20 protein-coding genes are annotated in these 21918 nt (G+C 41.3%); all 20 read right to left on the bottom strand.

Annotation, left to right across the window (positions count from 1 at the left end; genetic code table 11):
* Window positions 1-31 precede the first annotated feature (31 nt).
* The 20 genes from RM539_RS03065 to RM539_RS02970 all read right to left on the bottom strand — a co-directional run bounded on the left by RM539_RS03065 (window position 32) and on the right by RM539_RS02970 (window position 21892).
* Window positions 32-739 carry a PepSY domain-containing protein gene (locus RM539_RS03065; RefSeq protein ID WP_057481174.1) on the bottom strand — a complete coding sequence of 236 codons (708 nt, stop codon included), beginning with the start codon at window positions 737-739 and terminating at the stop codon, window positions 32-34.
* Window positions 740-841: 102 nt separating this feature from the next.
* Window positions 842-2338 carry an FMN-binding glutamate synthase family protein gene (locus RM539_RS03060; RefSeq protein WP_037314417.1) on the bottom strand — a complete coding sequence of 499 codons (1497 nt, stop codon included), beginning with the start codon at window positions 2336-2338 and terminating at the stop codon, window positions 842-844.
* Between the two features lie 9 nt (window positions 2339-2347).
* Entirely contained in the window at window positions 2348-3034 is a 687-nt protein-coding gene (locus tag RM539_RS03055) for a DUF2231 domain-containing protein (protein ID WP_075327981.1), read from the bottom strand.
* 401 nt (window positions 3035-3435) lie between these two features.
* Window positions 3436-3609: a hypothetical protein gene (locus tag RM539_RS03050; RefSeq protein ID WP_156101175.1), complete on the bottom strand. Its 174-nt coding sequence runs from the start codon at window positions 3607-3609 to the stop codon at window positions 3436-3438.
* Between the two features lie 15 nt (window positions 3610-3624).
* Window positions 3625-4011 carry a DUF302 domain-containing protein gene (locus tag RM539_RS03045; protein WP_037314420.1) on the bottom strand — a complete coding sequence of 129 codons (387 nt, stop codon included), beginning with the start codon at window positions 4009-4011 and terminating at the stop codon, window positions 3625-3627.
* 48 nt (window positions 4012-4059) lie between these two features.
* Window positions 4060-4632, bottom strand: a complete 573-nt coding sequence (locus RM539_RS03040; RefSeq protein ID WP_075327058.1) for a serine acetyltransferase domain-containing protein — start codon at window positions 4630-4632, stop codon at window positions 4060-4062.
* A 69-nt stretch (window positions 4633-4701) separates the two neighbouring features.
* Window positions 4702-6384, bottom strand: a complete 1683-nt coding sequence (locus tag RM539_RS03035; RefSeq protein ID WP_093302944.1) for a multicopper oxidase family protein — start codon at window positions 6382-6384, stop codon at window positions 4702-4704.
* Between the two features lie 106 nt (window positions 6385-6490).
* Window positions 6491-7807: an APC family permease gene (locus tag RM539_RS03030; RefSeq protein WP_057481171.1), complete on the bottom strand. Its 1317-nt coding sequence runs from the start codon at window positions 7805-7807 to the stop codon at window positions 6491-6493.
* Between the two features lie 5 nt (window positions 7808-7812).
* Window positions 7813-10227, bottom strand: a complete 2415-nt coding sequence (locus RM539_RS03025; protein WP_075327060.1) for a multicopper oxidase domain-containing protein — start codon at window positions 10225-10227, stop codon at window positions 7813-7815.
* Window positions 10228-10374: 147 nt separating this feature from the next.
* Window positions 10375-10866: a DUF305 domain-containing protein gene (locus RM539_RS03020; RefSeq protein WP_075327061.1), complete on the bottom strand. Its 492-nt coding sequence runs from the start codon at window positions 10864-10866 to the stop codon at window positions 10375-10377.
* Window positions 10867-10894: 28 nt separating this feature from the next.
* A complete protein-coding gene (locus RM539_RS03015; RefSeq protein WP_051931245.1) occupies window positions 10895-11443 on the bottom strand; it encodes a DUF3347 domain-containing protein in 549 nt (182 codons plus the stop codon).
* 77 nt (window positions 11444-11520) lie between these two features.
* Window positions 11521-12063: a helix-turn-helix domain-containing protein gene (locus tag RM539_RS03010; RefSeq protein ID WP_081891369.1), complete on the bottom strand. Its 543-nt coding sequence runs from the start codon at window positions 12061-12063 to the stop codon at window positions 11521-11523.
* A 307-nt stretch (window positions 12064-12370) separates the two neighbouring features.
* Window positions 12371-12823, bottom strand: a complete 453-nt coding sequence (locus tag RM539_RS03005) for a heme-binding domain-containing protein (protein WP_311501980.1) — start codon at window positions 12821-12823, stop codon at window positions 12371-12373.
* Window positions 12824-13411, bottom strand: coding sequence for a DUF3347 domain-containing protein (locus tag RM539_RS03000; RefSeq protein WP_034894378.1), 588 nt, complete (start codon window positions 13409-13411; stop codon window positions 12824-12826).
* 124 nt (window positions 13412-13535) lie between these two features.
* Window positions 13536-13868, bottom strand: coding sequence for a P-II family nitrogen regulator (locus RM539_RS02995; RefSeq protein ID WP_225572107.1), 333 nt, complete (start codon window positions 13866-13868; stop codon window positions 13536-13538).
* A 37-nt stretch (window positions 13869-13905) separates the two neighbouring features.
* Window positions 13906-14352, bottom strand: a complete 447-nt coding sequence (locus RM539_RS02990) for a hypothetical protein (RefSeq protein WP_037314436.1) — start codon at window positions 14350-14352, stop codon at window positions 13906-13908.
* 73 nt (window positions 14353-14425) lie between these two features.
* Window positions 14426-14938, bottom strand: coding sequence for a DUF3347 domain-containing protein (locus tag RM539_RS02985; RefSeq protein WP_034892138.1), 513 nt, complete (start codon window positions 14936-14938; stop codon window positions 14426-14428).
* A gap of 43 nt (window positions 14939-14981) precedes the next feature.
* On the bottom strand, window positions 14982-16811 hold the full coding sequence (locus RM539_RS02980; RefSeq protein WP_311501979.1) for an efflux RND transporter periplasmic adaptor subunit: 1830 nt from the start codon (window positions 16809-16811) through the stop codon (window positions 14982-14984).
* Between the two features lie 25 nt (window positions 16812-16836).
* Complete coding sequence (locus RM539_RS02975) at window positions 16837-18093, bottom strand: TolC family protein (protein WP_083634238.1); 1257 nt, start codon at window positions 18091-18093, stop codon at window positions 16837-16839.
* A gap of 16 nt (window positions 18094-18109) precedes the next feature.
* Window positions 18110-21892: an efflux RND transporter permease subunit gene (locus RM539_RS02970; RefSeq protein WP_311501978.1), complete on the bottom strand. Its 3783-nt coding sequence runs from the start codon at window positions 21890-21892 to the stop codon at window positions 18110-18112.
* Window positions 21893-21918: the final 26 nt, after the last annotated feature.

Here is a 21918-nt window from a genome sequence, read left to right as displayed (position 1 = left end):
ATTTTATCGCTATTAATGTTCAAAATTAGGTTTATTTGAATTTTTTTTGAAATTTTCTTATTGATGGTGATGAAATATACCAGAGTAAAAAACCGCTCAAGACCGTTATAAGGCCCATAAGAGAAAAAATACGTAGTATAAGGTTATTAAAATCGTCCCTTCCTTCGTAATCCATGGTATGGGTCATCCAAAGAAAATCGAACCAACGCCAGTCGCGATAACGTACCGTTTTAAAACTTGCATCGGTAGCACCCACATAGGCTTTTAGGTTTTTAGGTTGGGCATAATTAATAACATAAGCCGGAAAAGATCCACTACGGTATTCATGATGATCCCCGACTTTGTTGATTTTTTCTACTGAAATTATTTTAAAATCATCTTTTACATATCGTTGCGCAATATTCTTGGCATCTTCTTCTGAAATTTCATCGATAACTTTGCCATCTTGTGCGTGTACCAGTTTTTCGTTGTTTACAAAATAGTAAGGCATTCCCGAAACTTCTTTTAAACTAATACTATGAATTTTCATTTCTGGAATGAGCGTGGAAATACCGGCAAGATTTTCAAAATTTGAAGTTTCAGGAGGCAATTTTTTAAAGTGATCTCCGTGAATTTCATCGATATCGGTCCAGCTAAAATACATCCCGCTAATAGTCCACATCAAGAACTGAATGCCTATAAAGATTCCCAGATATCGATGGGCTTTACGAATTTTCATCGCTGTTTTTCTCTTCACCATTTCTAATTAACTTCCATATATTAGATTATTCTTTTTACGTTTGCAATTATGTTTACGTTTACCTACGTAATCCATTACAAATTTACTTTTAGTCATTAAAGATCACTTATAAAGTTCACTATAGGATTTACTATCCGACTCACTAATTTTTCTTACAATACTGGTTTTGTTTATTCCATTTCTATCTGAGATACCCATTGATAGTAACAATTCCTTTAAACCCTGAATGGTGTTTTTATGATAATTAGCCACTTTGTGTTTCTTATCCTCAACTACCAAAGCCTTTACCCGCTTTGAATCCATAGTGGTTATTCCGGTAGGGCAGGTATTTAAATTGCATTTTAAAGATTGGACACACCCCAGGGCAAACATCATACCCCTGGCACTGTAACAAGCATCGGCCCCAACGGCTAATGCTTTATAAATATCGAAAGAAGAAATTATTTTTCCCGCAGCTATAACCTTAATATGTTTGCGCAGATTATATTTTTTTAAAGTTATATCCACAAAGTGGAGCGCCTCAATTAAAGGTGTTCCGCCCCAATGTAATCCATCCATGCTTGCAGCCCCAGAACCACCTTCTGCTCCATCTACCGCAATAAAATCTGGAAAATTATTTTCTTTATTTTTCGAAAATATTTCAATCATCTCATCAAATTCGAGTTTTAAACCAATACAGAGTTTAATCCCTATAGGTTTTGCAGAGGAAAGATCACGTAATTCTTTGATAAATTTAAGCAACTCGTTAGGGTTACTGAAAGCACTGTGGTGCGCCGGGGAATGAATCTCTGTATGTGCTTCAATATCCCTATATTCTGAAATCTCCCTGGTATTTTTACTGGCAGGAAGTATAGCACCAAAACCTGGCTTAGCTCCTTGTGAGATTTTAATCTCGATCATTTTTACGAGATCATTCTGGGCTATTTCAGTGAACTTTTCAGCATCAAAATTCCCTTCAGCATTTCGGCATCCAAAATATCCGGTGCCAAATTGAAAGATTAGATCTGCCCCGTATTTTTGATGATAAGGTGTAAGCCCCCCTTCACCAGTGTTTTGTGCAAATCCCGCTATTTTAGCCCCTCCATTAAAAGCCAGGGTAGCATTTTTACTAATAGAGCCATAACTCATTGCCCCTAAATTCAAAATACTTGAACTGTAGGGCTTAGTACAATTTGGACCTCCAATATTAATACGAAAATTATCGCGAAATTCCTTTGAGGGAAATGTAGAATGCAAAAACCATTCACGGCCAGTACTCTCATAAGATAACTGGGTGCCAAATGGCTGATTCATGTTTGCATTTGCGGCCCGCTTATATACAATTTCCTTTTGGATCCAATTGAAGGGCATACCTTCGGCGCGGTTGAGAAACAAAGCTTCTTGCAAAACGTGACGTTGTTCTTCTAATAAATTGGTAAGCCTACCAAATAAAGGATAATTACGCTGAATATTGTCTGCTTTTTGAAAATAATCTTTAAAGCCCAATATATAAATAGGAAGCAATAAAATCGCTATCCACCATAGATGCGGCCGCCACAATATAATTAATATAAGTCCTACCGCGGATACTGAAGAACCTATTAAAAAAAAAATTCTCATAAATCCAATTTAATGCGAGTGTCCTTCGCCTTTGCTATTTCCATCTGTTTTTTCAGTTTCAAGATATTCGCCCTGAGGGCCCACTCCTTCTATATATACCAGCTGGGAACCATAATGTCCTGCTTCTGCAACAGAATATGCTGAAAAAGCAAGAATTAGGAATACAAAAATTTCAAAAACCCGGTTCTTCTTCAATAAAAATAAGCTGATCAATTTTAAGGTAGCAGCAACTGCGCTGGAATAAATGGTCCATTCGGCAAATTTATCATGCTGTTCTAATACTTTTTTGGCCATTTCAGTTAAATCCTGGGTATGGGGATGGGCATACACCCCGGCTATATAGGCACCGATAAACCCTCCGCCTACGGTTAAAAGGATTATCCAATCCAGATTCCTTTTCAGAGTAAAAATCTGAATTAGCTGCAAAAATGCCCCCAGTAAAAGCAAAACAATGGGAAAATGAACCACCAAAGGATGAAGATTTGGAAAATCATCAAGCGCCGCCTTAACTTCCCTGAAACTATCTTCTGATCCTAAAGCCGGATCCTGCCTGGTATTTTCTGTAGCTATATTTGTGGTTATAGTATCGGGGTCTAATCCCTGTTCCTGACCTAATGGAGAATGATTATGATCGTCTTGCGCCGGGAGTAATAATGGCAACATCATTAAAAAGAATATAAAGACAAAATTTTTCATAAAAATAAATGGAGTTATAAAGTTAATTACCGGAAGCATAGAATATTCTTAATCTGCCCAAAAATGCGCAAAGGAGCCACGAATCCACCAATAAATTGTAGAAAATATTCGTGGATTGGTGGCAGAGTATAATGTAAATATGTCTTAATGGTAAATTCATTAGGCCCAAACATCTTAAATTATTTAGAAGTACCCGCATTATTCTGGTGATTTAAAATGGAACTTAAATTGATAACTCGAAAAATAAATTTAAAATCCATACCGGGTATCTTAAATATCTGCCATATCGCTATATGGTTTGGAATTCTACAATGAAAAAAGAAAAAGGAGGGAAATTAAGACTTCAACTAATTATCATAAACAACGATCCCTCCATTTCCTTTAAACTTTAATCCCAGATTCTAATCATGATCCATAGACTCATTATGGTCCATTTCCATATCGTCACCTTCCATCCCTCCCTGTTCCATTTCCATATCGCCGTGGTCATCTTCGGTGGTTTCCCTACAGGAAATCATGGTAAGGTTAAAAGTTCCCACAAATAAGACTAACAGTAAAATTCTGAATTTTTTCATTGTTCAATTATTTAATTAAAGGTTCGAAATAACTTTTTGAAGTTTTACCTTGATCTCTTTAGCCACTTTGCCTAGCGCATCATCTTCCACCGCCTGCATGGAAGCAATGGGATTTACCACCGCTACTTCTATCTCTCCTGCCTCTTTTTCCTGTACAATCACATTGCAGGGCAGCATAGCCCCAATCTTGTCTTCCGTTTTTAGAGCTTTATAAGCGTAAGGCGCGTTACAGGCTCCAAGAATGCGATAGTTTCTAAAATCCACATCCAGCTTTTTCTTCAAAGTTTCAGTAACGTTGATCTCTGTTAATACCCCAAAACCTTCTTTTTCCAATTCCTCGGTAACTTTAACGATTACCTCTTCGAAATTTCCTTTAAGGCTTTTGTTAAAATAATAGTCCATGATTTTTTATTTAATGCGTTTTACAATTTTTTTGACTGCATTTAAAATTTACATCTTTTCCTGATGTGCCTTCATTTTGGCTTTCATCTTTTCCATAAGCTCAGGATTCTCATGCAAAAACTGGATCATTTTATCCATCATCTTCTCGGCCATTTCGGGATTAGATTTCATCTTGGAATGCATCTCTTCCATCATTGCTTCTTTCATAGCCGGATCTTTCATCATTTTCTCTTTCATCTTTTTCTTCATTTCTGGATTCCTGTCCAGTCTCTCCTGCATCATCTTATGCATTTTTTCTTTCATTTCAGGATCATCCATCATTTTCTCCATGTGGGATTTCATCTTTTCTTTCATCCCCGGGTTCTTTTGCATCATGGCTTTCATCTTGCCAGATTCCATCATTTGCATATGGCTTTGCATCATGAGTTTTCTTGCCCCTTCGTCTTGTTGTGCCAGATCAATAAATTCATTGAATTGGTTTGGGTTCGAAATAATTTCCTGGTAAACAGCGTTTCGATTGTCTGGAACATCCATTGCTTCAGAAGCGTTAAATGTTGATTTACAACTTATCAATGTTCCTACTGCTACTATAATCATTAAGGTTTTTACAATTGTTTTCATTTTACTTTGTTTTAGAGTTAATAAAAATTTCATCGTTCAGTTTTTTTTAATTCTCTTATCCTGTTCTTTCTACACTATTTTAAAGTTTCTCATCATGCCCATATCCTCATGCTCCAGATTATGGCAATGGTATAGAAACAATCCTTTATAGTCTTCAAATCGCATGATCAAATCCATTTGCATTCCTGGTAAAAGATAAACACTGTCCTGCCAGCCTTCGTTGATAAAACCGTCTTTGGTTGCTTCCCAAAGCTTATCATCTACCTTATCAGCGTCTCGGTTTAAGATGTTGAATTGTAATTGGTGGATATGAACAGGATGTGGCATTTGCATCATATTTCCCATGCCTCCCTGACCGCCCATCATTCCGCCGTTGCCATGCATTCCGCCGCCCATCATTCCGCTGTCATCATCAGGATCTGAAGAAAACTGGTTTCCATTATTGATACGCCAAATTTCGGTAGTATCTAATTTCACGGTCTCTTCTTCGGCTACTTCGGTGCCATTATAGGTGCGACCGTTAATGGTCCATTCCATCATTCCGCCCATAGCGAAGGTGAAAGTCCTGGGATTGTCTTTATTGATGGCATCTGTGGCCGCCAATGTATTGAAAGAACTGAGCTCACCAGGTAATTGAGCATCTTTGTTTTCTGCGAAAGCCCCCACATTTATTTCCAGAATATCAAACTGAGTGTCATAAGGCAAGTGATTGCTACTGCTATTTCCCATCATCCCGCCATTCATCATGCCACCACCCATCATGTCCAGTGGGATAGGTAAATGGACCAGTTTAATACGACTATTTTCTGACTGTTGAGATAAATCCAACCATACATCTACCCGCTGAGCCGGCCCTAGCATTAAATAAGACATTCTTTTTGGCGCTTTAAGCAGACCTCCATCTACACCCAATACGGTTATCGCTTCGCCGTTATCCCATGCCAATTTATAGGCACGGGAATTGGAACCGTTTAAGAGCCTTAAACGATATTTCCCGTTTGCGCCCAGGTTCAGGGTATTATCAATTTTACCATTGATCAATATTTGCTCACCTAAAAAACCCTGCATTCGATCCATCTGACCATCGCCTAGGTATTGGAGCTGCTTATTATCATTAAAAGTCCTGTCCTGGATTACCACAGGAATATCATATTCACCCTGGGGTAAATTTAATTTTTCTTCTTCTTTATCAGATACGATAAACAATCCTGCCAGTCCCTTATATACCTGTTCCCCTGTATGTTTATGCGGATGTGGGTGGAACCAATACGTTCCAGCCCTGTTCATCACTTCAAATTCATAATAATAGGTTTCTCCTTCACTTATTACATGCTCTGGGTGGCCATCATTCTCGTGAGACACGTGCAGGCCATGCCAGTGTACAATAGATTCGGCCGGAATCTGGTTTTCATACCTCACCCTAACCTTATCCCCTTTCTTTACCCGAATAACAGGTCCTAAATAGCTACCCTCTATATTTTGTAAATTATCTTCACTACCTTTTATAATAGATGCTCTATAGGAATATGTTTTGGTACTACTGTCTGGATAGATGTTGGTCTGGGAAGGTAATGCGGTAAGTTGTAGATCTAAATCGGCAATAAAATCCTTGTTCATTTTATTTACGGTCTCAGGATGCCGGGTGGAGGTATCCGATTTACAGGAGGCAAAAAAAGGCATTACATAGAAACCTGCTGCTGCCAGGCTTGCAGTTTGTATAAAATTTCTTCTGTTTACGTTTTTTTTCATCATTATATTATTTTGAATTGCATTCGTAAAATTTCAGCACAAGGAAGGTTAAAGCCCCGCTTAAATTTTAGATACTTAGACAACTTAAAAGTCGTAGGCTGCTTAACAGCTAATCTACCGCCCCTTTTTCTGGAGGTTTTCGATTTAGAAACCATTTTTCACCTAAAAATATGAGCAACATAGAACCAAATGCTATCCAAATTAGGGTGGGATCACGTTCTATTTTAATATAAACGAAGGAACCCAGAACTACCACATCCAGAATTATTGCGCTTATTACGATCCCCGCTTTGGCCTCTATGTCCTTTCTCATTTTGGTAAGCACTCCCCAATGAATAATAATATCCATCACCAAATAATATATTGCGCCAAGGGAGGCTATCCTGGAAAGGTCGAAAAAGATAGTAAGCACAATGGCAATTACTATAATATACACCAGCATATGCTTTTGTATACTCCCTTTCATACCAAAGTGACTGTGAGGTATCAACTTCATGTCAGTTAACATAGCAGTCATTCTTGAAACTGCAAAAACACTGGCAATTACTCCAGAAATAGTGGCGATAATAGCAATAGCCACGGTAAACCATAAACCAAATTGACCAAATAATGGCCTGGAAGCTTCAGCTAGACTATAATCTTTGGCCTCAATGATTTCAGGAATACTCAAGTTGGAAATCACCCCCCACGAAACGAGTAAATAGGTTAGCCCGCAAATGAGCAATGAAATGATAATGGTCCTGCTCACGTTTTTGTGTGGTTTCACAATTTCACCACCACTATTGGTTATAGTAGTAAAACCCTTATAGGCAAGGATAGATAAAGCCAGTGCTCCAAGGTACTCCATTACTCCCCTTTCCCCGCCGGTACCTCCTGAAGGTACTAAATCTGATACTACAAAACCCGAGGCATAGATAGCTCCTCCGGCAAAGATCAATAACCCACCGGTTTTGAGGATCGCCATGGCAAGGGAGGATTTCCCTATTACCTTATTGCCTGCAATATTAATTACAAAGGCAAAAATGAGTAGGCCCACCCCTAAAACGGGAATGAGATAACTGTCTTTTGGCGCATCGAACAATTGCAACGTATAACTACCAAAGGTCCTGGCCACCAGACTTTCATTAATAATCATAGAGAACGTCATCAGTAAAGCTGCAAAAGCAGTTACAAGTCCCTTTCCATAAGCTTTCTCCAAATACATGGCGATACCTCCTGCAGATGGATACGCATTAGACATCTTGTTATAGGAATAAGCACTAAATCCTGATATAATTCCACCCACAATAAAAGCTATTGGAAAATACTCACCAGAAAGTTCTGCCACTTGACCAAGAAGCGCAAAGATCCCTGCACCAATCATAACATTGGTTCCCATTGATATTGCACCCACCAGGCTTAGACTGTTTTCTTTATAATTTCCCATATTGTTTAGAATCGTAATGATAATCCACCTCCGGCGCCAAATCTATTGTCGTAACTTCCCATTAATGAAAAGTTCTTACCAAGAAAATATTCCAGCCCGGCGCTCCATACTTGCTCATCTTCAAAATCTTTTCCTGGTTCAAGATCATTGACCCAGCCAAAATCTGCCTGGAATTCATATTCCCCGAATAAAACAAGTCGAGGGAAGATCATAACTTCCCGGGCAAGGCTAATTTGGGGCCTCAATTTATTATCTACACGAAGGTCTAAAGCAAACATATAGGGAGTAAAATACCTAATACCTCCAATGGCGGTGGTACTGAGTTCTTCCATACTATCCTTCATTTCATTCTCCATATTCACACCGGCAAACAAACGTACCCAGTCATAGAGGTAATATTCATAGGTGAATTCTGCTTCAATATTTTCGTTCCAGCCGTATTCTGCCAAAACGTTAAATTGATTCCTTATATTGGAACTTACCACATTTAATGTTGTCATGTGTGAGGCGGCATCCAACATTCCCCAGGTATAAAATTTATTGGTTTCCCTTACTAGGTTACTCAATGGGAAAGGCTTCATACGTTCGTCCCTTTTAGTGTCATAACTTACCACTCTCGCCATTCCGGAATCCAAATGATAAAGGATGTGGCAATGCAGGAACCAATCGCCATATTCATTCCCATAAAACTCGATAGTCACTTTTTGCATGGGCGGGACATTGACGGTATGTTTCAAAGGGGAATGTTCTCCGTTTTTATTAATTACCCTGAAAAAATGCCCATGTAGATGCATAGGGTGGTGCATCATGGTAAGGTTGTTAAAGGTGATCCTGGTAACCCCATCACCTTCAATTTTTATTTTATCGGTTTCGGCCAGGGGCACCCCGTTTAAGCTCCAAACATAGCGGGCCATATTTCCGGTTAAATTCAGCAGGATTTCCTTTACAGGCGCATCTTCGGGATGTGTTGTAGGATTTTTAGATTCCAGGTAATCATAGTTATATTCTGAAAACATATCCATACCCGGCATTTTTCCTTGCTCCATTCCTTTCATCTTATCCATCTGCATGGTTTTTTTCCCGCCACCGGCCATTTTCATAGAGTCCTTTTTCATCTTCACACTATGGTCCTTATTGGCCATTGTGGAGTCCTTCTTCATGTCCATTTTGGAATGATCCATTTTAGAGTGGTCCATGGCCTGCATATCTCCCTCTTTTTTCATATTCATATCGCCATGGTTCATCGCTTCCATGTCCATCTCATCCATTTGCATTCCCCACTTATCCATCATTTCATAGGGATCAACATTTTTTGGATTGAATTTAAGGGCTGGTGCCCCCATTTTCATATCCATTTTTGCCATTTTTTGCATCATCCCAATTTTATCGGGCCTGGGCACATTAGGGGCGGGAAGTATCCTACCGGTGCCTAGAAAAGCTGAAGCTGTCCCAGAACCATCCTGTGCAGTAATTTTAAATTCCATTTTGCCATCATCGGGTATGGTGACAATAAAATCATAGGTTTCTGCTACTGCAATAAAGGTTTTATTTTTCTCCACCGGCACTACATCTACACCATCAGCAGAAACCAGCGTAGGCATATTACCTCCAAAGGTCATCCAGAAAGAAGTAGAGGCAGCTCCATTAATAATTCTCATTCTAACTTTTTCCCCAGGCTTGAATTCGGGATATTCTATTTTCTCCTCACCATTTATTAAAAATGCAGGATAGTAAATATCAGCAATATCGGCACCTTCCATCCGTTGTCTCCAAAAATCAATTTGTGCGCCCAAAGCTCCACGCTTGATCACCTGATTTAGGGGAGTAGCTGTTCCTTTTTTAATATTGTACCATTCTGTGCCCCTTTTTAAAAACCTAAGCACATCTTTTGGCTTTTCATTGGTCCAGTCTGAAAGTACCAGCACCAGGTCTTTGTCATACTCCAATGTTTTTTCTCTTGGATTGATTAGCAGAGAGCCATATACCCCACTTTGTTCCTGTAACATGGTATGGGAATGGTACCAGTATGTACCATGTTGTTTGATCTCAAATTCATATTTAAAGGTTTCGCCCGGTTTAATGGGTGGCGTGGTTAAATAAGGGACACCATCAAAGAAATTTGGCAAAATCATCCCATGCCAGTGAATGGAAGTTTCCACATCCATTTTATTTTCAACATAGATCACCGCATATTCGCCTTCGGTAAATTCCAGGGTCGGGCCGGGGATTCCCCCGTTAATGGTCATCCCCATGACCTCTTTGCCTTCGGCTTTAGTAACCTTTTCCTGGTCTATGGTCAGGTTATATTCGTGTACCGGTAAATTATTTATATTTCCTTCAACAGATTTTTCCATGTGCCGTTGGCCATAGGAAATCATCATTGAACACAAAGTTAATATTAAAAAAAAATTATTTTTCATTCTTGATATTTTAATGCCTAAATATTTTAGGTTTCATTAGTAAGGCTTTAACAAGGCTAAAAAGATCGATCCTGTTGAAAATATTCTACATTGATTATTTAAAGAAGACCCCACAGGTTTTCAAAACCTGTGGGGTCTCGCTTAATATTATTCCTCGTTCTCCAAACGATAAATGATCTTCTTCATCTGGGCAATTTCGCGTTTCTGGGCCTCAATTATTTCTTCGGCCAGTTTCTTGGTTTCAGGATCTTTAATATCTGCCCGCTTACTAGTTAAAATCGCAATCGAATGGTGGGGAATCATTGCCTTCATATATAAAACGTCGCCAATAATAGGTCGTTGTGCTCGTACTAAACCTAAAGCAGAGACAAACAGCACCAGGCTACCCACGTAAATTGCTATATTCTTCTTCTTATTTTTATACATTTTCAACATCAACGACAACATAATTACCGCCATTGCCGCTATCCCCAAACAGGTCATATAAAAACGGGTCAAGCTGAAATAAACATGATCAAATTCGTAGGTATTCAGGTACATGGTAATGTACATGGCTATAAAAGATAACCCGAGCATTAGAAAAAATCTACCGTAATTGCTACCACCAGTTTTATGGTGGTTTTTTGCTTCTGAATTCATTATTTTTTGGTTTTGGTTAGGTTGGTTTTTACTTTTTAATTGTCTTTTTTACGGAACCACAATTGGGCATCTTATCGCCAAAATATGGATTGTTTATTTCTTCGATATCGGCATACCAGTATGCGCCCTCGTTATTGAAAGCCATAGGACAGAACTTTTTATAGATCGTACCGCCAGAAAGTGCATCTTCAAACATAGGCCCTGCTTTTTCTGTGAATGCTGCGAATAATTCCCTTTGTTTTTCCAGCTCGCTGGTTTCAGATAATTGTTGTGCAATAGCTTTCAGTTCTGCTCTTTCTTCTGAAAAAGAGGCTACCATACTTTGAGACGCATCCTGTACCTGGCCTGCATCAGCATTGGTCAATGCTATTTTTATTTCCAGGTAGTTATGCCATATTTTTCCCGTCATTCCATCTATAAAATCCTGATCGGCGATATCTGCTGTTTTCCCTTCGGCTTTTTTAACCTCTTCAGGGGTGTCTATTCCTACCGATTGTTTTGCTTTGTTATCAAGGCAGGAAGTAAATACAATTACACTAAATAAAAACACACTAAAACTTAAAAATCTATTTTTCATATCTTGACTGGTTTTAAATTTGATTTTTAAAATTAATGGTAAGAAAAAGGATTTATTGTCATAATTTGGTTAAACATCTATAAAATTTGGTCTAAAGAATTTCTAAAATTTTTATTAAGTTCCTTATATTCAGATAAATTCATCCCTGTTTCTGCTTTAAATTGCCGGGAAAGATAATTTACATTAGTATAATCCAATAGCTGACTAATCTGGGTAAAATTATATTGTTTGGACTGAATGAGCTCTTTTACTTTTTCAATTTTCAGCTTTATAAAATACTTTTCTACCGTTATGTTTTCGGTATAGGAAAAAATCCGACTCAACCTCGAATAATCAATTTTGGTTTCTTTGGATAAGTAGCGGGATAAAGTCCCTGATTTTTGCAGGGGAAGGTTTTCCAAAAGCCGTATAAGACTTTGTTTTACCTTCTCGACTAAAATTTTATCGGATCCCTCCAATATTTCAAAACCATTTTCATCGAGGACCTTTTCTAACTTTTTAGAATCACGAGCTATATTTTTGCTTTTATAAACTACCCGGCCTAGTTCTACTTTTGTTACTTCCACCCCGGCTTCAAGTAACTCGTTTTTAATTACTTTTATACACCGGTTACAGACCATATTTTTAACAAAGACCTCTACCACGATAATTTTTTGGTAATGTTTTTTAAAAATTTATTTTTTATCATACCCTAAGCATTTATTTAAGCTACCACGCCCATGTTTTTCCCAGTAGTCTAACAATATTTCATTTTTTGGTTTTTGTGCCTGTCAAGGGAAGAGGCTTTATAAACTAATTAAATTTAAGAATACCCTTCCCTCACAGGACTTTAACATCATACTCTCAAAAGAAAAAGATTAACTAACCAATCAATGAAAAAATTCCTTTCCTTTTTTGGGATATGATATTGTTTATTTTAAAAATCCCCTATAAACTATTTTTAAGCTGGGTCATATATTTTATGATTTCCTTTTTCTCCAATTCTGAAAATTTAGCATCCCAATGGATAAAAGTGTAGGAATCCAGCGGCATTTCATCATCCTCAATCTGGCTTATAATAGACCTTAACTTACTGTTTTTTCTTCTATCAGAAAGCTCGCCCCATTCATTAAAATTTAGTTCAGATTTTCCTTCCCTGATGTGATTTTCCAGAAACCAGGCCACTGGTTGTATCCTGTTATACCAGGGATATTCAGTATTGTTGCTATGGCAATCATAACAGGAAACCTTTAATTTATCCTGTACGTCTTTCGGGACATTGTTCACCAGCATAAAATCTGATTTTGGCACCACTTCACTTTGGTTGCGATTGGTGGGCACAAACTGGATGCCCACCAACACAACTAAAAAAACCAGTGCAATGATTTTGATTGTCTTCATTTAGTTAATTTCTCTTTGCACCTCTCCGCAATCCATCATTTTACTTCCATAATAGGGATTTTTGATTTCTTTGGTTACACTCAACCACTGTGCACCTTTGTTATTATTGTACATCGGGCAATAAGCTTGGTACAACTTTTGGCTGGTTCCGACAATGTCAATCAGGTCTATCATGTCCTTGCTCAAAATGTCGAAATGCTCTCGCTGGTGGCCTATGGGGCTTTCCGCAATGTGTTCGGCATGCTCAGTGGCGTCTTCTATGATATCTTGCAGTTCTTGTTGGTCGTTCTGTTCGTAGTTTTCCGTTTTAAAGGTCTTTAACTGTCCCACCATTTTTTCCCCGGCTTTGGCCGCGGCCTCCTGATCGTCATTTACCAAGGCATTTTTAAGCTCCAAGTATGTGGTCAGGCTGGCATCGGTTTGGGCAGCATTGCTGCTTTCCATCCTGTTTTCTTCCATCGGGACAGCGCGCTCGGTCGCCGCGTCTTCAATAGTTGTATTGCTGTTTTTCTCGTTGTTCTTGCAAGAAGTGCTTATTACGGCAAATGCCATAGCCATCACTCCCAAACTTACTTTTACTGTTTTCATTTTTCTTGTTTTTAAAAGGTTGATATTTCTGTTACTGCAATTAATTAAATTTTCCGGATGCCATAAAACACAGCCCGGAACTTAGTATTTTACTTGGTTGTTCGACCGGAAACAAAAAAAGCACTTACCGGCTTTCCTTTTCCCCAGTCCTTATTTTTATACGCTGTTCCACGTCGCTTACATAGATGAGCCCGTCCCCGCTTTTGCCAGTACGGGCACTTACTTTTATAATATTTACAATTTTATCTACATCCTCTTTTTCGCACACTATCTCCATTTTAATGACTTTGCTGTGCATAAATTGAAAATTCAAACTGGGGGAAGCGGTTTTGGAATCAGTGTAATCTCCAACCCCCTCGCCTTGAAATACGGTAAAACAACAAAAGTTTTCTTCCCGCAGATTCATGGTCACTTCACTAAGTCTTTCGGGTCTGATAAAGGCTTTGATCTCATTCATATCTTCTAAATTTAAGTTGAAATAAGTTTTGTTATGCTTAGCTCTTTTTTGTGTAAGCTGTGTAATTCGCTTCTGAATTAAAATAGCCAACCCGGCCATTCGCGTCAAGCAGTACAATAAAGGCTTCGGTTTTATCCACTCTTTCCCCTGTTTGGGGATCGGTGGCCATCCTTGCAGATTCTTCGTTGTTCAAGGTGCCCACGCACATCTCGCAGCAACCATAATAGGTTTTCCCGTTTACCGGAACCGGGATTTGCGGTTTGGCCATATAGGCATCGTTTACCATACATACCAGGTCATTAGGCAACTTGTCTCCTATCTGAAAATCTAAAGAAAAGGTTTGTTTATTGGCGGTACTTGTACTAATTTCTGTAGCCAGTTTGTCTTGCTTTTTTTGTTTTTGCTGCTCCCCAGAGGAGTTACAAGCACCAAAAACCACGGCCAGAAGAAATACCGCTGTTAGAACTTTGAATGTATTTTTCATTTCAATCTAATTTTGTGCCTGCAAAATGGATAGACCTATAAAAAAGAGTCTATCCATACCTTGCAGGACTTTATTAATTGATAGTTTCTTTTACACTACCACATTTCAGCATTTTTTGGCCCATATATGGGTTCTTGATCGCCTTTTCATTGGAAAGCCAATAGCCGCCTTTATTAGAGTTTGCCATAGGGCAATATTCCAGGTAAATTTCACCTTTGGCAAGCTTCCCATTTTTAACCAGTTTCAACATTGCATCGCTAAGAGCATTAAAATTGTCACGTTGGTCTTCCAGAGAAGTGGCACCGGCCATTTGCGAAGCTTCTTTGCGAGCCGTCTCAGCATTTTCCACTTTTGCCAAAGTTTTCTCGAGTTTCATCGAATGCTTGGCGGCCTTTGCATCATTGGAAGCCACTAAAGCGTCCTTTACCAATAGGTAATGTTCATAAGCAGCGCCCAGATCTTTGTCTTTGAACTTAGGCGACATTTGCATTTCTTCACCATGACCAGCCATATTGTCGTGGTCGTGTTGTGCATAAACTCCCATGCTTAACAAAGTTAGAAGGAGCATCATCATTGTTCTTTTCATCTTAATAGGTTTTAAAGGTTATAAAAATTTGTTCTTCCCTGCTTTAGTTTATAGTTTCCACAATTTCGCCGCAGGTTAACATTGCGCTACCGTAATAAGGGTTTTTGATCTCTTCTGAACGGCTGAGCCAGTAGGCTCCCGCATTGTCATCTGCCATAGGGCAAAATTGCTTATAAACGGTCTGTCCCACTCCAAAAAGTTGCATCGCTTTGCTCAAATGGGCAGACAGGTGTTTAAAATGATCCCGCTGAGTAGAAATATCTTCACTCTCCGTTATTTTTTCCGCAGCACCAATTACTTCTTTTGAAATCAGCATCCAGTGGTCGTGAGCTTCACGATCCTCTAAAAGACTCATATCTATCTTGTTCATTGCTTCCAGTACTTTATTTGCAGTTGCTTGGGCGGTTTTGGCCTCATCTTCCACCAGGGCGTTTTTCAACTTCAAATATTGATCAAAAACGCCATTTAGCTGGTTGGTGAACTCTTCAGGTACCACGATGCGTTCCTGCATTTCGGTATGGTCAACGTTGCCGGTTCCTGCCGTTTCCATATTGGCATTACCCTCGCTACCTGCCATGTCCATACCGGCGTGGCCCTCGTGACCGGTAGATGTCTTGCCTCCGTCCTTGTTCATCATAGACTTTTTGCCCTGGAGTTGTGCGGCAGCATCTACGGTAAAGGCACCGTTTACCACAATGCGCTCTCCGGTACTCAAGCCATCTGTAACCGCATAATTACCACCCGCGGCGGCCCCCAGGCTCACTTCCCTCATTTCAAAGACAGGCCTGTCCGGATTGGGTTGTACGTAAACCAGCGAACGTTCCCCGGTCCACATCACTGCCGATTTTGGCACTGTAATAAGCTGGGGTTCTGTATTATCTGTATTTTCTTTATGAGCCGGTGCCACTCTCCCACGTACGAACATCCCGGGCTTTAAGCGGCCTTCATTATTTGGCAGGACTGCACGCACAGTTATCGTACGTGTTGCGGTATTAAGCAGTGGTTCAATGAAAGTAATGGGCACTTCATACTCTTTGCCGGGACGTGCATTTACTGTAATCTTTAGTTGTTGACCTTCCTCTAGTTGGGCGATCTGGTTTTCGTAAGCATCAAATTGCGCCCATACGCTACTTAAATTGGCTATCTCGAAAAGGGGTTGCCCTTGTTTAACGTAATCGCCTTCTTCCACCAGTTTTTCAGTCACCGTACCTGAAACCGTGGCGTAAATAGGAAAATATTCTTTTACCTCCCCCGAAACTTCAATTTCCTGAATTTGCTTATCGCTGAGTTTCCATAATTTCAATTTTCGGCGTACAGATTCGTATAACCGGGACTGAGAGTCCTTCATCCCCGCAGCGGTAAGCAATTCCTGCTGGGCAGAGACCAGCTCTGGGGAATAAATAGTGGCCAACACCTGCCCGCGGCGTACTTCCTCCCCGGTGTAATTTATATAAAGTTTTTCTATCCTGCCGCCAAAATAAGAAGCCTGCACACTTTTCACCTCTTCGTTCTCCACGATCTTCCCGGAGAGCACCAGGTCGTGATCCCCTAAGAGGCTATCGCCGATCTCCACGGTGTGGATATTGGCCAGAGCCAGGGCGGTTTCAGACATTTCTATTTGTTGCGGCCCAACCTCGCCGCCGCCACTCTCGGCAGGGATAAGGTCCATCCCGCAAATGGGGCAATCACCCGGCTCGGGCTGCATAATTTGCGGGTGCATAGAGCAGGTCCACAGCTGGTTTTCCTCCTCGTGATTATGTTCTTCTGTAGTGGCTGTTTCGACGTTATTTTCAGACGAATTGCCACCAAAAAACAGATAGCCCAGAAGCAGTCCTCCTAACAGTAACCCGGTGTAAATGATATATTTTTTCATCGTTTTTGTTTTAATTTATTCTGAATTATTCACTTAAATAATTGATGTTTGCACTGGCCTGGTAATAGTTTTTTACCGCTTCTATCAGGTTCAACTGAAAATTTAGCTGTAACTCCTGAACGTCCAGCACATCGTTAAAATCTATGGTGCCGGTTTCGTAATTCCGCATGAGTATCTCTTCGGCATCATTGGCTTGCTCGATGTTGAGCAGCTGGGTACGGTAGCTTATGCGTGCCTCTGCCCTATTGCTAAGAGCCGTTTCCAGGCGCGACACCAATTCGTTATGCCGGTTCTCCCGCTGTGCATTTAGCTCACGTTGCTTCAGTTCATTTTGTCGGGTAACCGATTTATATTTATTGCCGAAAATTGGAATCGTGATCGAGACCATCGGCATCAGGATATCTTTCCCACTATCCGGGGCTTCCATCGCAGTGGCTTCGCCTACCGAAACGTAATCCAGACCAAAACCCAGGTCTGGCAACGCTTCCTTTCGATTCATTTTTTCTGCTTCTCCTACCGATTCATATAGCTTGTCAAAACGCAACAACTCTGGGTGCACTTGAGGCACTTCTGGCAACTGCACCGGGTCTTCCTGTGGCACTGCCAGCGAATCGTACACCTTTACCGTAGCACCACGTTCGGCATTGAGTAGGGTATTGAAAGCGGCTTGTTCGGCTTTAAATTCTTCATCGAAGTTTTCCAAACGTTCCCGTAGCTGGTTTTGCCGCATTTGCAGGCGAAGCACATCTACGGACGAGGCTTGGTTTACCTCCAGGGAAGTAAGCGCAAGCTCCTCATAGGCTTCCAGCAGGTCTATGTTTTGTTCCAATACGCGTTGCTTTGCCCTAATGGCATAAAGCCTGTAATAATTTTCGGCCACATTTAGCAGCAGTTGCCTCTGGGCCGTGGCGATTTCCACATATTGGGCATCGGCAAGGCTTGATGCATAATTCTCCCTTGCCGTGATAGTCCCAAACCACGGAATCATTTGTTGCACCGATAGTTTGTACTGCTGTGGGCCCGTTCGGGTCTCTGGTTCGCTGGCAAAATAGCCTACGCTGAACTGGGTTTCCGGGAGTACCCCAACTTCTTCAATCCTCTCCCGGGCCGTTTCATAACGCAGTTCAAACGCCTGTATCTTCGGGTTATTTTCCAAAGCCTGGGTAAGGTAAGGCTGGAGCTGCTGGGCTGTTCCTGTAAGAAAAAAGAAAAGAGAGACAATCACCGCTAGCATTCCGCTTCTTCTATTCAATTTTATTATTAAAATATCTTTTGATTTCATAGTAAAAGGCTTTCTTCTATTTTCTATTTTCAATTCTCTTGTCATTATTCGCCGTCTCCAGGGTTTTTATGCCGGCTTCTTTTCTCCAACTAAATAACACCGGCACTACAAACAATGTGATTAATGCTATAGACATACCTCCAACCGCGGGGATGGCCATAGGGATCATAATATCGCTGCCACGCCCCGAAGACGTCAGTACGGGCAGGAGTGCCAGGATTGTTGTAGCCGTGGTCATCAAGGCGGGGCGAACACGCTTGGACCCTGCTTCCACCACCGATTTACGGATTTCCTTTCGGCTCTTGGGCTCGTTCCGGTCAAAAGTTTGGGTAAGGTAGGTACCCATTACCACGCCATCATCAGTAGCGATACCAAAGAGGGCGATAAAGCCTACCCATACCGCCACACTCAGGTTTATGGTTTTTATCTGAAACATATGCCGAAGGTTTTCGCCAAAAAAGTCGAAATTCAGGAACCAACCCTGGCCATAGAGCCAAATAAGGATAAACCCGCCAGAAAAAGCCACGAGGATCCCACTAAAGATCATAAGCGAGGTAGAAACTTTTTGAAACTGAAAGTACAGGATCAAAAAGATAATCATCAGTGCCAGTGGCACCACAACACTCAGCGTTTTTTCAGCGCGAATCTGGTTTTCGTAAGTCCCCGTGAATTTATAGCTGAGACCTTTGGGCACCCTGAGCTCCCCGTTATCGATTTTATCCTGAATAAGGGCCTGGGCATTTTCTACTACATCCACTTCAGCAAAACCATCCTGTTTATCAAAAAGCACATAGCCAATAAGGAAGGTATCTTCACTTTTTATTATCTGCGGCCCCTGCTCGTAACGGATATCTACCAACTCATCTAACGGCACCGGCGAGCCGCCCTCAACCGGAACATAGATATTGCCCATATCTTCCGGGCTGTCCCGCAATTCCCTTGGGTAGCGCACGCGTACACCGTAGCGTTCGCGTCCTTCAACCGTTTGACTTAGGCGTTTTCCTCCCACAGCAACCTCCAAAAGTTGCTGAACTTCTTCTATGCTAATACCATAACGAGCCAAACGTTCACGCTTGATATCAAGAAGCAGGTAAGGTTTTCCAACAATACGGTCGGCAAAAACGGCTTCGTCTTTTACACCTTCCACTTGCTTTAACAGGTCTTCCAGTTGGAGTCCAAAATCTTCTATTTGTCGAAGGTTTTGCCCCTGCACTTTGATTCCCATAGGTGCGCGCATCCCCGTTTGAAGCATTACCAGCCGTGTCTCGATGGGCTGGAGCTTGGGCGCCGAGGTTACCCCCGGCAGCTTGGTGGCGGCGGTGATCTCGTTCCAGATATCATCTGGCGACTCTATTTCGGGGCGCCAGTTACGGTAATATTCCCCGTCATCATCTGGAATGAGCTGTTTGTTTTTTACGCGGTGGAATTCCACGATTTCGCTGTCATTATAACTGCCAGCTGCATCTTCGTCCACCTCTAAACTTGGGTTTATTGCCAATTTGCCATTTTTTAACATAAATAAACCGTCTTCATTTACCTGGTAGCGCTGGCGTTCGCCGTGTTCATTCAGCATATATTCAGGTTTGTATTGGATTGTATTTTCATACATGGATATAGGTGCAGGGTCCAGGGCCGACTCTGTACGACCTGCCTTGCCCACTACCGTCTTAATTTCCGGGATAGCGGCCACGGCCATATCCAGCTGCTGCAAGACCCGCTTGTTCTCCTCTACACCTGCATGGGGCAGCGAAGTGGGCATCAACAAGAAGGAGCCTTCATTGAGTGAGGGCATAAATTCCTGCCCAATGTTGCGCATAATCATAAAACCGAGAATAACCAAAACGGTGGGCACCGACAAGAACAACAACTTATTGCGCAAGGCCCAATTGAGGATGCGGGTATAAAATTTTTGGAACAGGGCAAAAACACCCAGCAAACCAAAGGATATAATCCCTACCACAATAAAATTCCAGAAAACACTTTTTTCCAGACCCAACGGACGCCAATACTCGGCTAAAAGTAGCACTATGGCGAAAGCCGAAATAGCTATATTGATAACATTTGATCTTTTGGAACTAATTTTCTTTTTAAGAAGCAGTATTCCGGTTACGCCAAAAGCAATTAGGACAATACCGATGAAATATCCAAAAACAATAGCGGTAAGCCCTGCAATTATCAGAATCCCCTGTATTACCCAGCCCGCGGAAGTACGCCGGGTCCGTTTCTTAAAGAAAGATGCGGCAAATGGCGGAATAAGGAAAAGCGCAACCACTAGGGAAGCCACCAGTGCCATGGTCTTGGTAAATGCCAGTGGGCGGAACAGTTTCCCCTCTGCCCCCACCATAGTAAAGACGGGAAGGAAACTGATAATGGTGGTAAGCACGGCCGTCATAATTGCCCCGGAAACCTCGGCAGTAGCATTGTACACGATTTCATTCGTGGTCAAATATTTCCGTTCTTTGTCCTGATCGAGATGCCGGATGATATTTTCAGATAAGATCACGCCCACATCCACCATGGTCCCAATAGCAATGGCAATACCGGAAAGGGCCACGATATTGGCATCGACATTAAAGAACTTCATCGAGATAAAGACCATTAAAACCGCTACTGGCAATAAACCGGAAATGAGGATGGAGGCCCGTAGGTTAAAAACCATAACGATAATTACGAGTACCGTAATCAGGATTTCCAATGTAAGGGCTTCATTAAGCGTGCCCAGGGTTTCCTGAATCAGTTGCGTACGATCGTAAAATGGAACAATAGTTACCTGCGACTCGCGACCATCTTCCAGCACCTTGGTGGGCAGGCCGGGGCTAAGTTCATTTATTTTATCCTTTACATTATTGATTACTTCCAGCGGATTTGCGCCATAACGAGCCACAACCACTCCGCCAACCACCTCGGCACCTTCTTTGTCCAGGATACCACGGCGGGTTTCCGGACCCAGGTTTACTTTGGCAATGTCGCTTATTTTGATACTGGTAAATTCTTCTGAAGTTACCACGGCATTTTCAATATCTTCTATTTCCTGAACGTAGCCCAGCCCACGTACCAAATATTCGGCCTGATTTATTTCCAAGGTTTGTGCACCAATATCACGGTTGGTTTCCTTTACGGCCTTTACCACCTGTGCCAGGGAAATATCGTATTGACGCATCAGTTCGGGATCCACATCTACCTGATATTCCTGCACATAGCCACCTATGGATGCAACTTCGGAAACCCCGCTGGCACCGGAAAGTCCATATTTCACATAATAATCCTGAATGCTTCGCAGTTCGTGCAAATCCCAGCCCCCGGTAACATTGCCATCTTTGTCACGTCCTTCTAAGGTGTACCAAAAAACCTGGCCCAGCCCGGTAGCATCGGGACCCAGGGCAGGGTTTACACCTTCGGGAAGCAGGTTTGCCGGCAGGGAATTGAGTTTTTCCAAAATCCGGCTACGGCTCCAGTAGAACTCAATATCCTCTTCAAAAATGATATAAATACTGGAAAACCCAAACATAGAGGAACTCCGGATGGTTTTCACACCGGGAATTCCCAGGAGCGAAGTAGTAAGGGGATAGGTAATCTGGTCTTCTATATCCTGGGGGGATTTCCCCTCCCATTTGGTAAAGACAATTTGTTGATTCTCGCCAATATCGGGGATGGCATCTACCGCCACGGGATCGCGCGGAATTAAACCGGTTTCCCAATTAAAAGGGGCATTTACCACGCCCCAGCCTACAAAAAGGACTAGGAGGATAATTGCTACTAGTTTGTTTTCTATAAGAAATTTTATGCCTTTATTTAGCATCTTTATTGATAATTAAACAGTTATAC

Source organism: Autumnicola musiva, assembly GCF_031846585.1.
Taxonomy (GTDB): Bacteria; Bacteroidota; Bacteroidia; order Flavobacteriales; family Flavobacteriaceae; genus Autumnicola; species Autumnicola musiva.
Note: the sequence above shows the minus strand (reverse complement) of the source record. Positions and strands in the feature narration are given on the sequence as shown.

Excerpts from the sequence above, each read along its gene's own strand:
- RM539_RS03065 (WP_057481174.1), bottom strand. The coding sequence starts at position 739 with ATGGTGAAGAGAAAAACAGCGATGAAAATTCGTAAAGCCCATCGATAT.
- RM539_RS03060 (WP_037314417.1), bottom strand. The coding sequence starts at position 2,338 with ATGAGAATTTTTTTTTTAATAGGTTCTTCAGTATCCGCGGTAGGACTT.
- RM539_RS03055 (WP_075327981.1), bottom strand. The coding sequence starts at position 3,034 with ATGAAAAATTTTGTCTTTATATTCTTTTTAATGATGTTGCCATTATTA.
- RM539_RS03050 (WP_156101175.1), bottom strand. The coding sequence starts at position 3,609 with ATGAAAAAATTCAGAATTTTACTGTTAGTCTTATTTGTGGGAACTTTT.
- RM539_RS03045 (WP_037314420.1), bottom strand. The coding sequence starts at position 4,011 with ATGGACTATTATTTTAACAAAAGCCTTAAAGGAAATTTCGAAGAGGTA.
- RM539_RS03040 (WP_075327058.1), bottom strand. The coding sequence starts at position 4,632 with ATGAAAACAATTGTAAAAACCTTAATGATTATAGTAGCAGTAGGAACA.
- RM539_RS03035 (WP_093302944.1), bottom strand. The coding sequence starts at position 6,384 with ATGATGAAAAAAAACGTAAACAGAAGAAATTTTATACAAACTGCAAGC.
- RM539_RS03030 (WP_057481171.1), bottom strand. The coding sequence starts at position 7,807 with ATGGGAAATTATAAAGAAAACAGTCTAAGCCTGGTGGGTGCAATATCA.
- RM539_RS03025 (WP_075327060.1), bottom strand. The coding sequence starts at position 10,227 with ATGAAAAATAATTTTTTTTTAATATTAACTTTGTGTTCAATGATGATT.
- RM539_RS03020 (WP_075327061.1), bottom strand. The coding sequence starts at position 10,866 with ATGAATTCAGAAGCAAAAAACCACCATAAAACTGGTGGTAGCAATTAC.
- RM539_RS03015 (WP_051931245.1), bottom strand. The coding sequence starts at position 11,443 with ATGAAAAATAGATTTTTAAGTTTTAGTGTGTTTTTATTTAGTGTAATT.
- RM539_RS03010 (WP_081891369.1), bottom strand. The coding sequence starts at position 12,063 with ATGGTCTGTAACCGGTGTATAAAAGTAATTAAAAACGAGTTACTTGAA.
- RM539_RS03005 (WP_311501980.1), bottom strand. The coding sequence starts at position 12,823 with ATGAAGACAATCAAAATCATTGCACTGGTTTTTTTAGTTGTGTTGGTG.
- RM539_RS03000 (WP_034894378.1), bottom strand. The coding sequence starts at position 13,411 with ATGAAAACAGTAAAAGTAAGTTTGGGAGTGATGGCTATGGCATTTGCC.
- RM539_RS02995 (WP_225572107.1), bottom strand. The coding sequence starts at position 13,868 with ATGAATGAGATCAAAGCCTTTATCAGACCCGAAAGACTTAGTGAAGTG.
- RM539_RS02990 (WP_037314436.1), bottom strand. The coding sequence starts at position 14,352 with ATGAAAAATACATTCAAAGTTCTAACAGCGGTATTTCTTCTGGCCGTG.
- RM539_RS02985 (WP_034892138.1), bottom strand. The coding sequence starts at position 14,938 with ATGAAAAGAACAATGATGATGCTCCTTCTAACTTTGTTAAGCATGGGA.
- RM539_RS02980 (WP_311501979.1), bottom strand. The coding sequence starts at position 16,811 with ATGAAAAAATATATCATTTACACCGGGTTACTGTTAGGAGGACTGCTT.
- RM539_RS02975 (WP_083634238.1), bottom strand. The coding sequence starts at position 18,093 with ATGAAATCAAAAGATATTTTAATAATAAAATTGAATAGAAGAAGCGGA.
- RM539_RS02970 (WP_311501978.1), bottom strand. The coding sequence starts at position 21,892 with ATGCTAAATAAAGGCATAAAATTTCTTATAGAAAACAAACTAGTAGCA.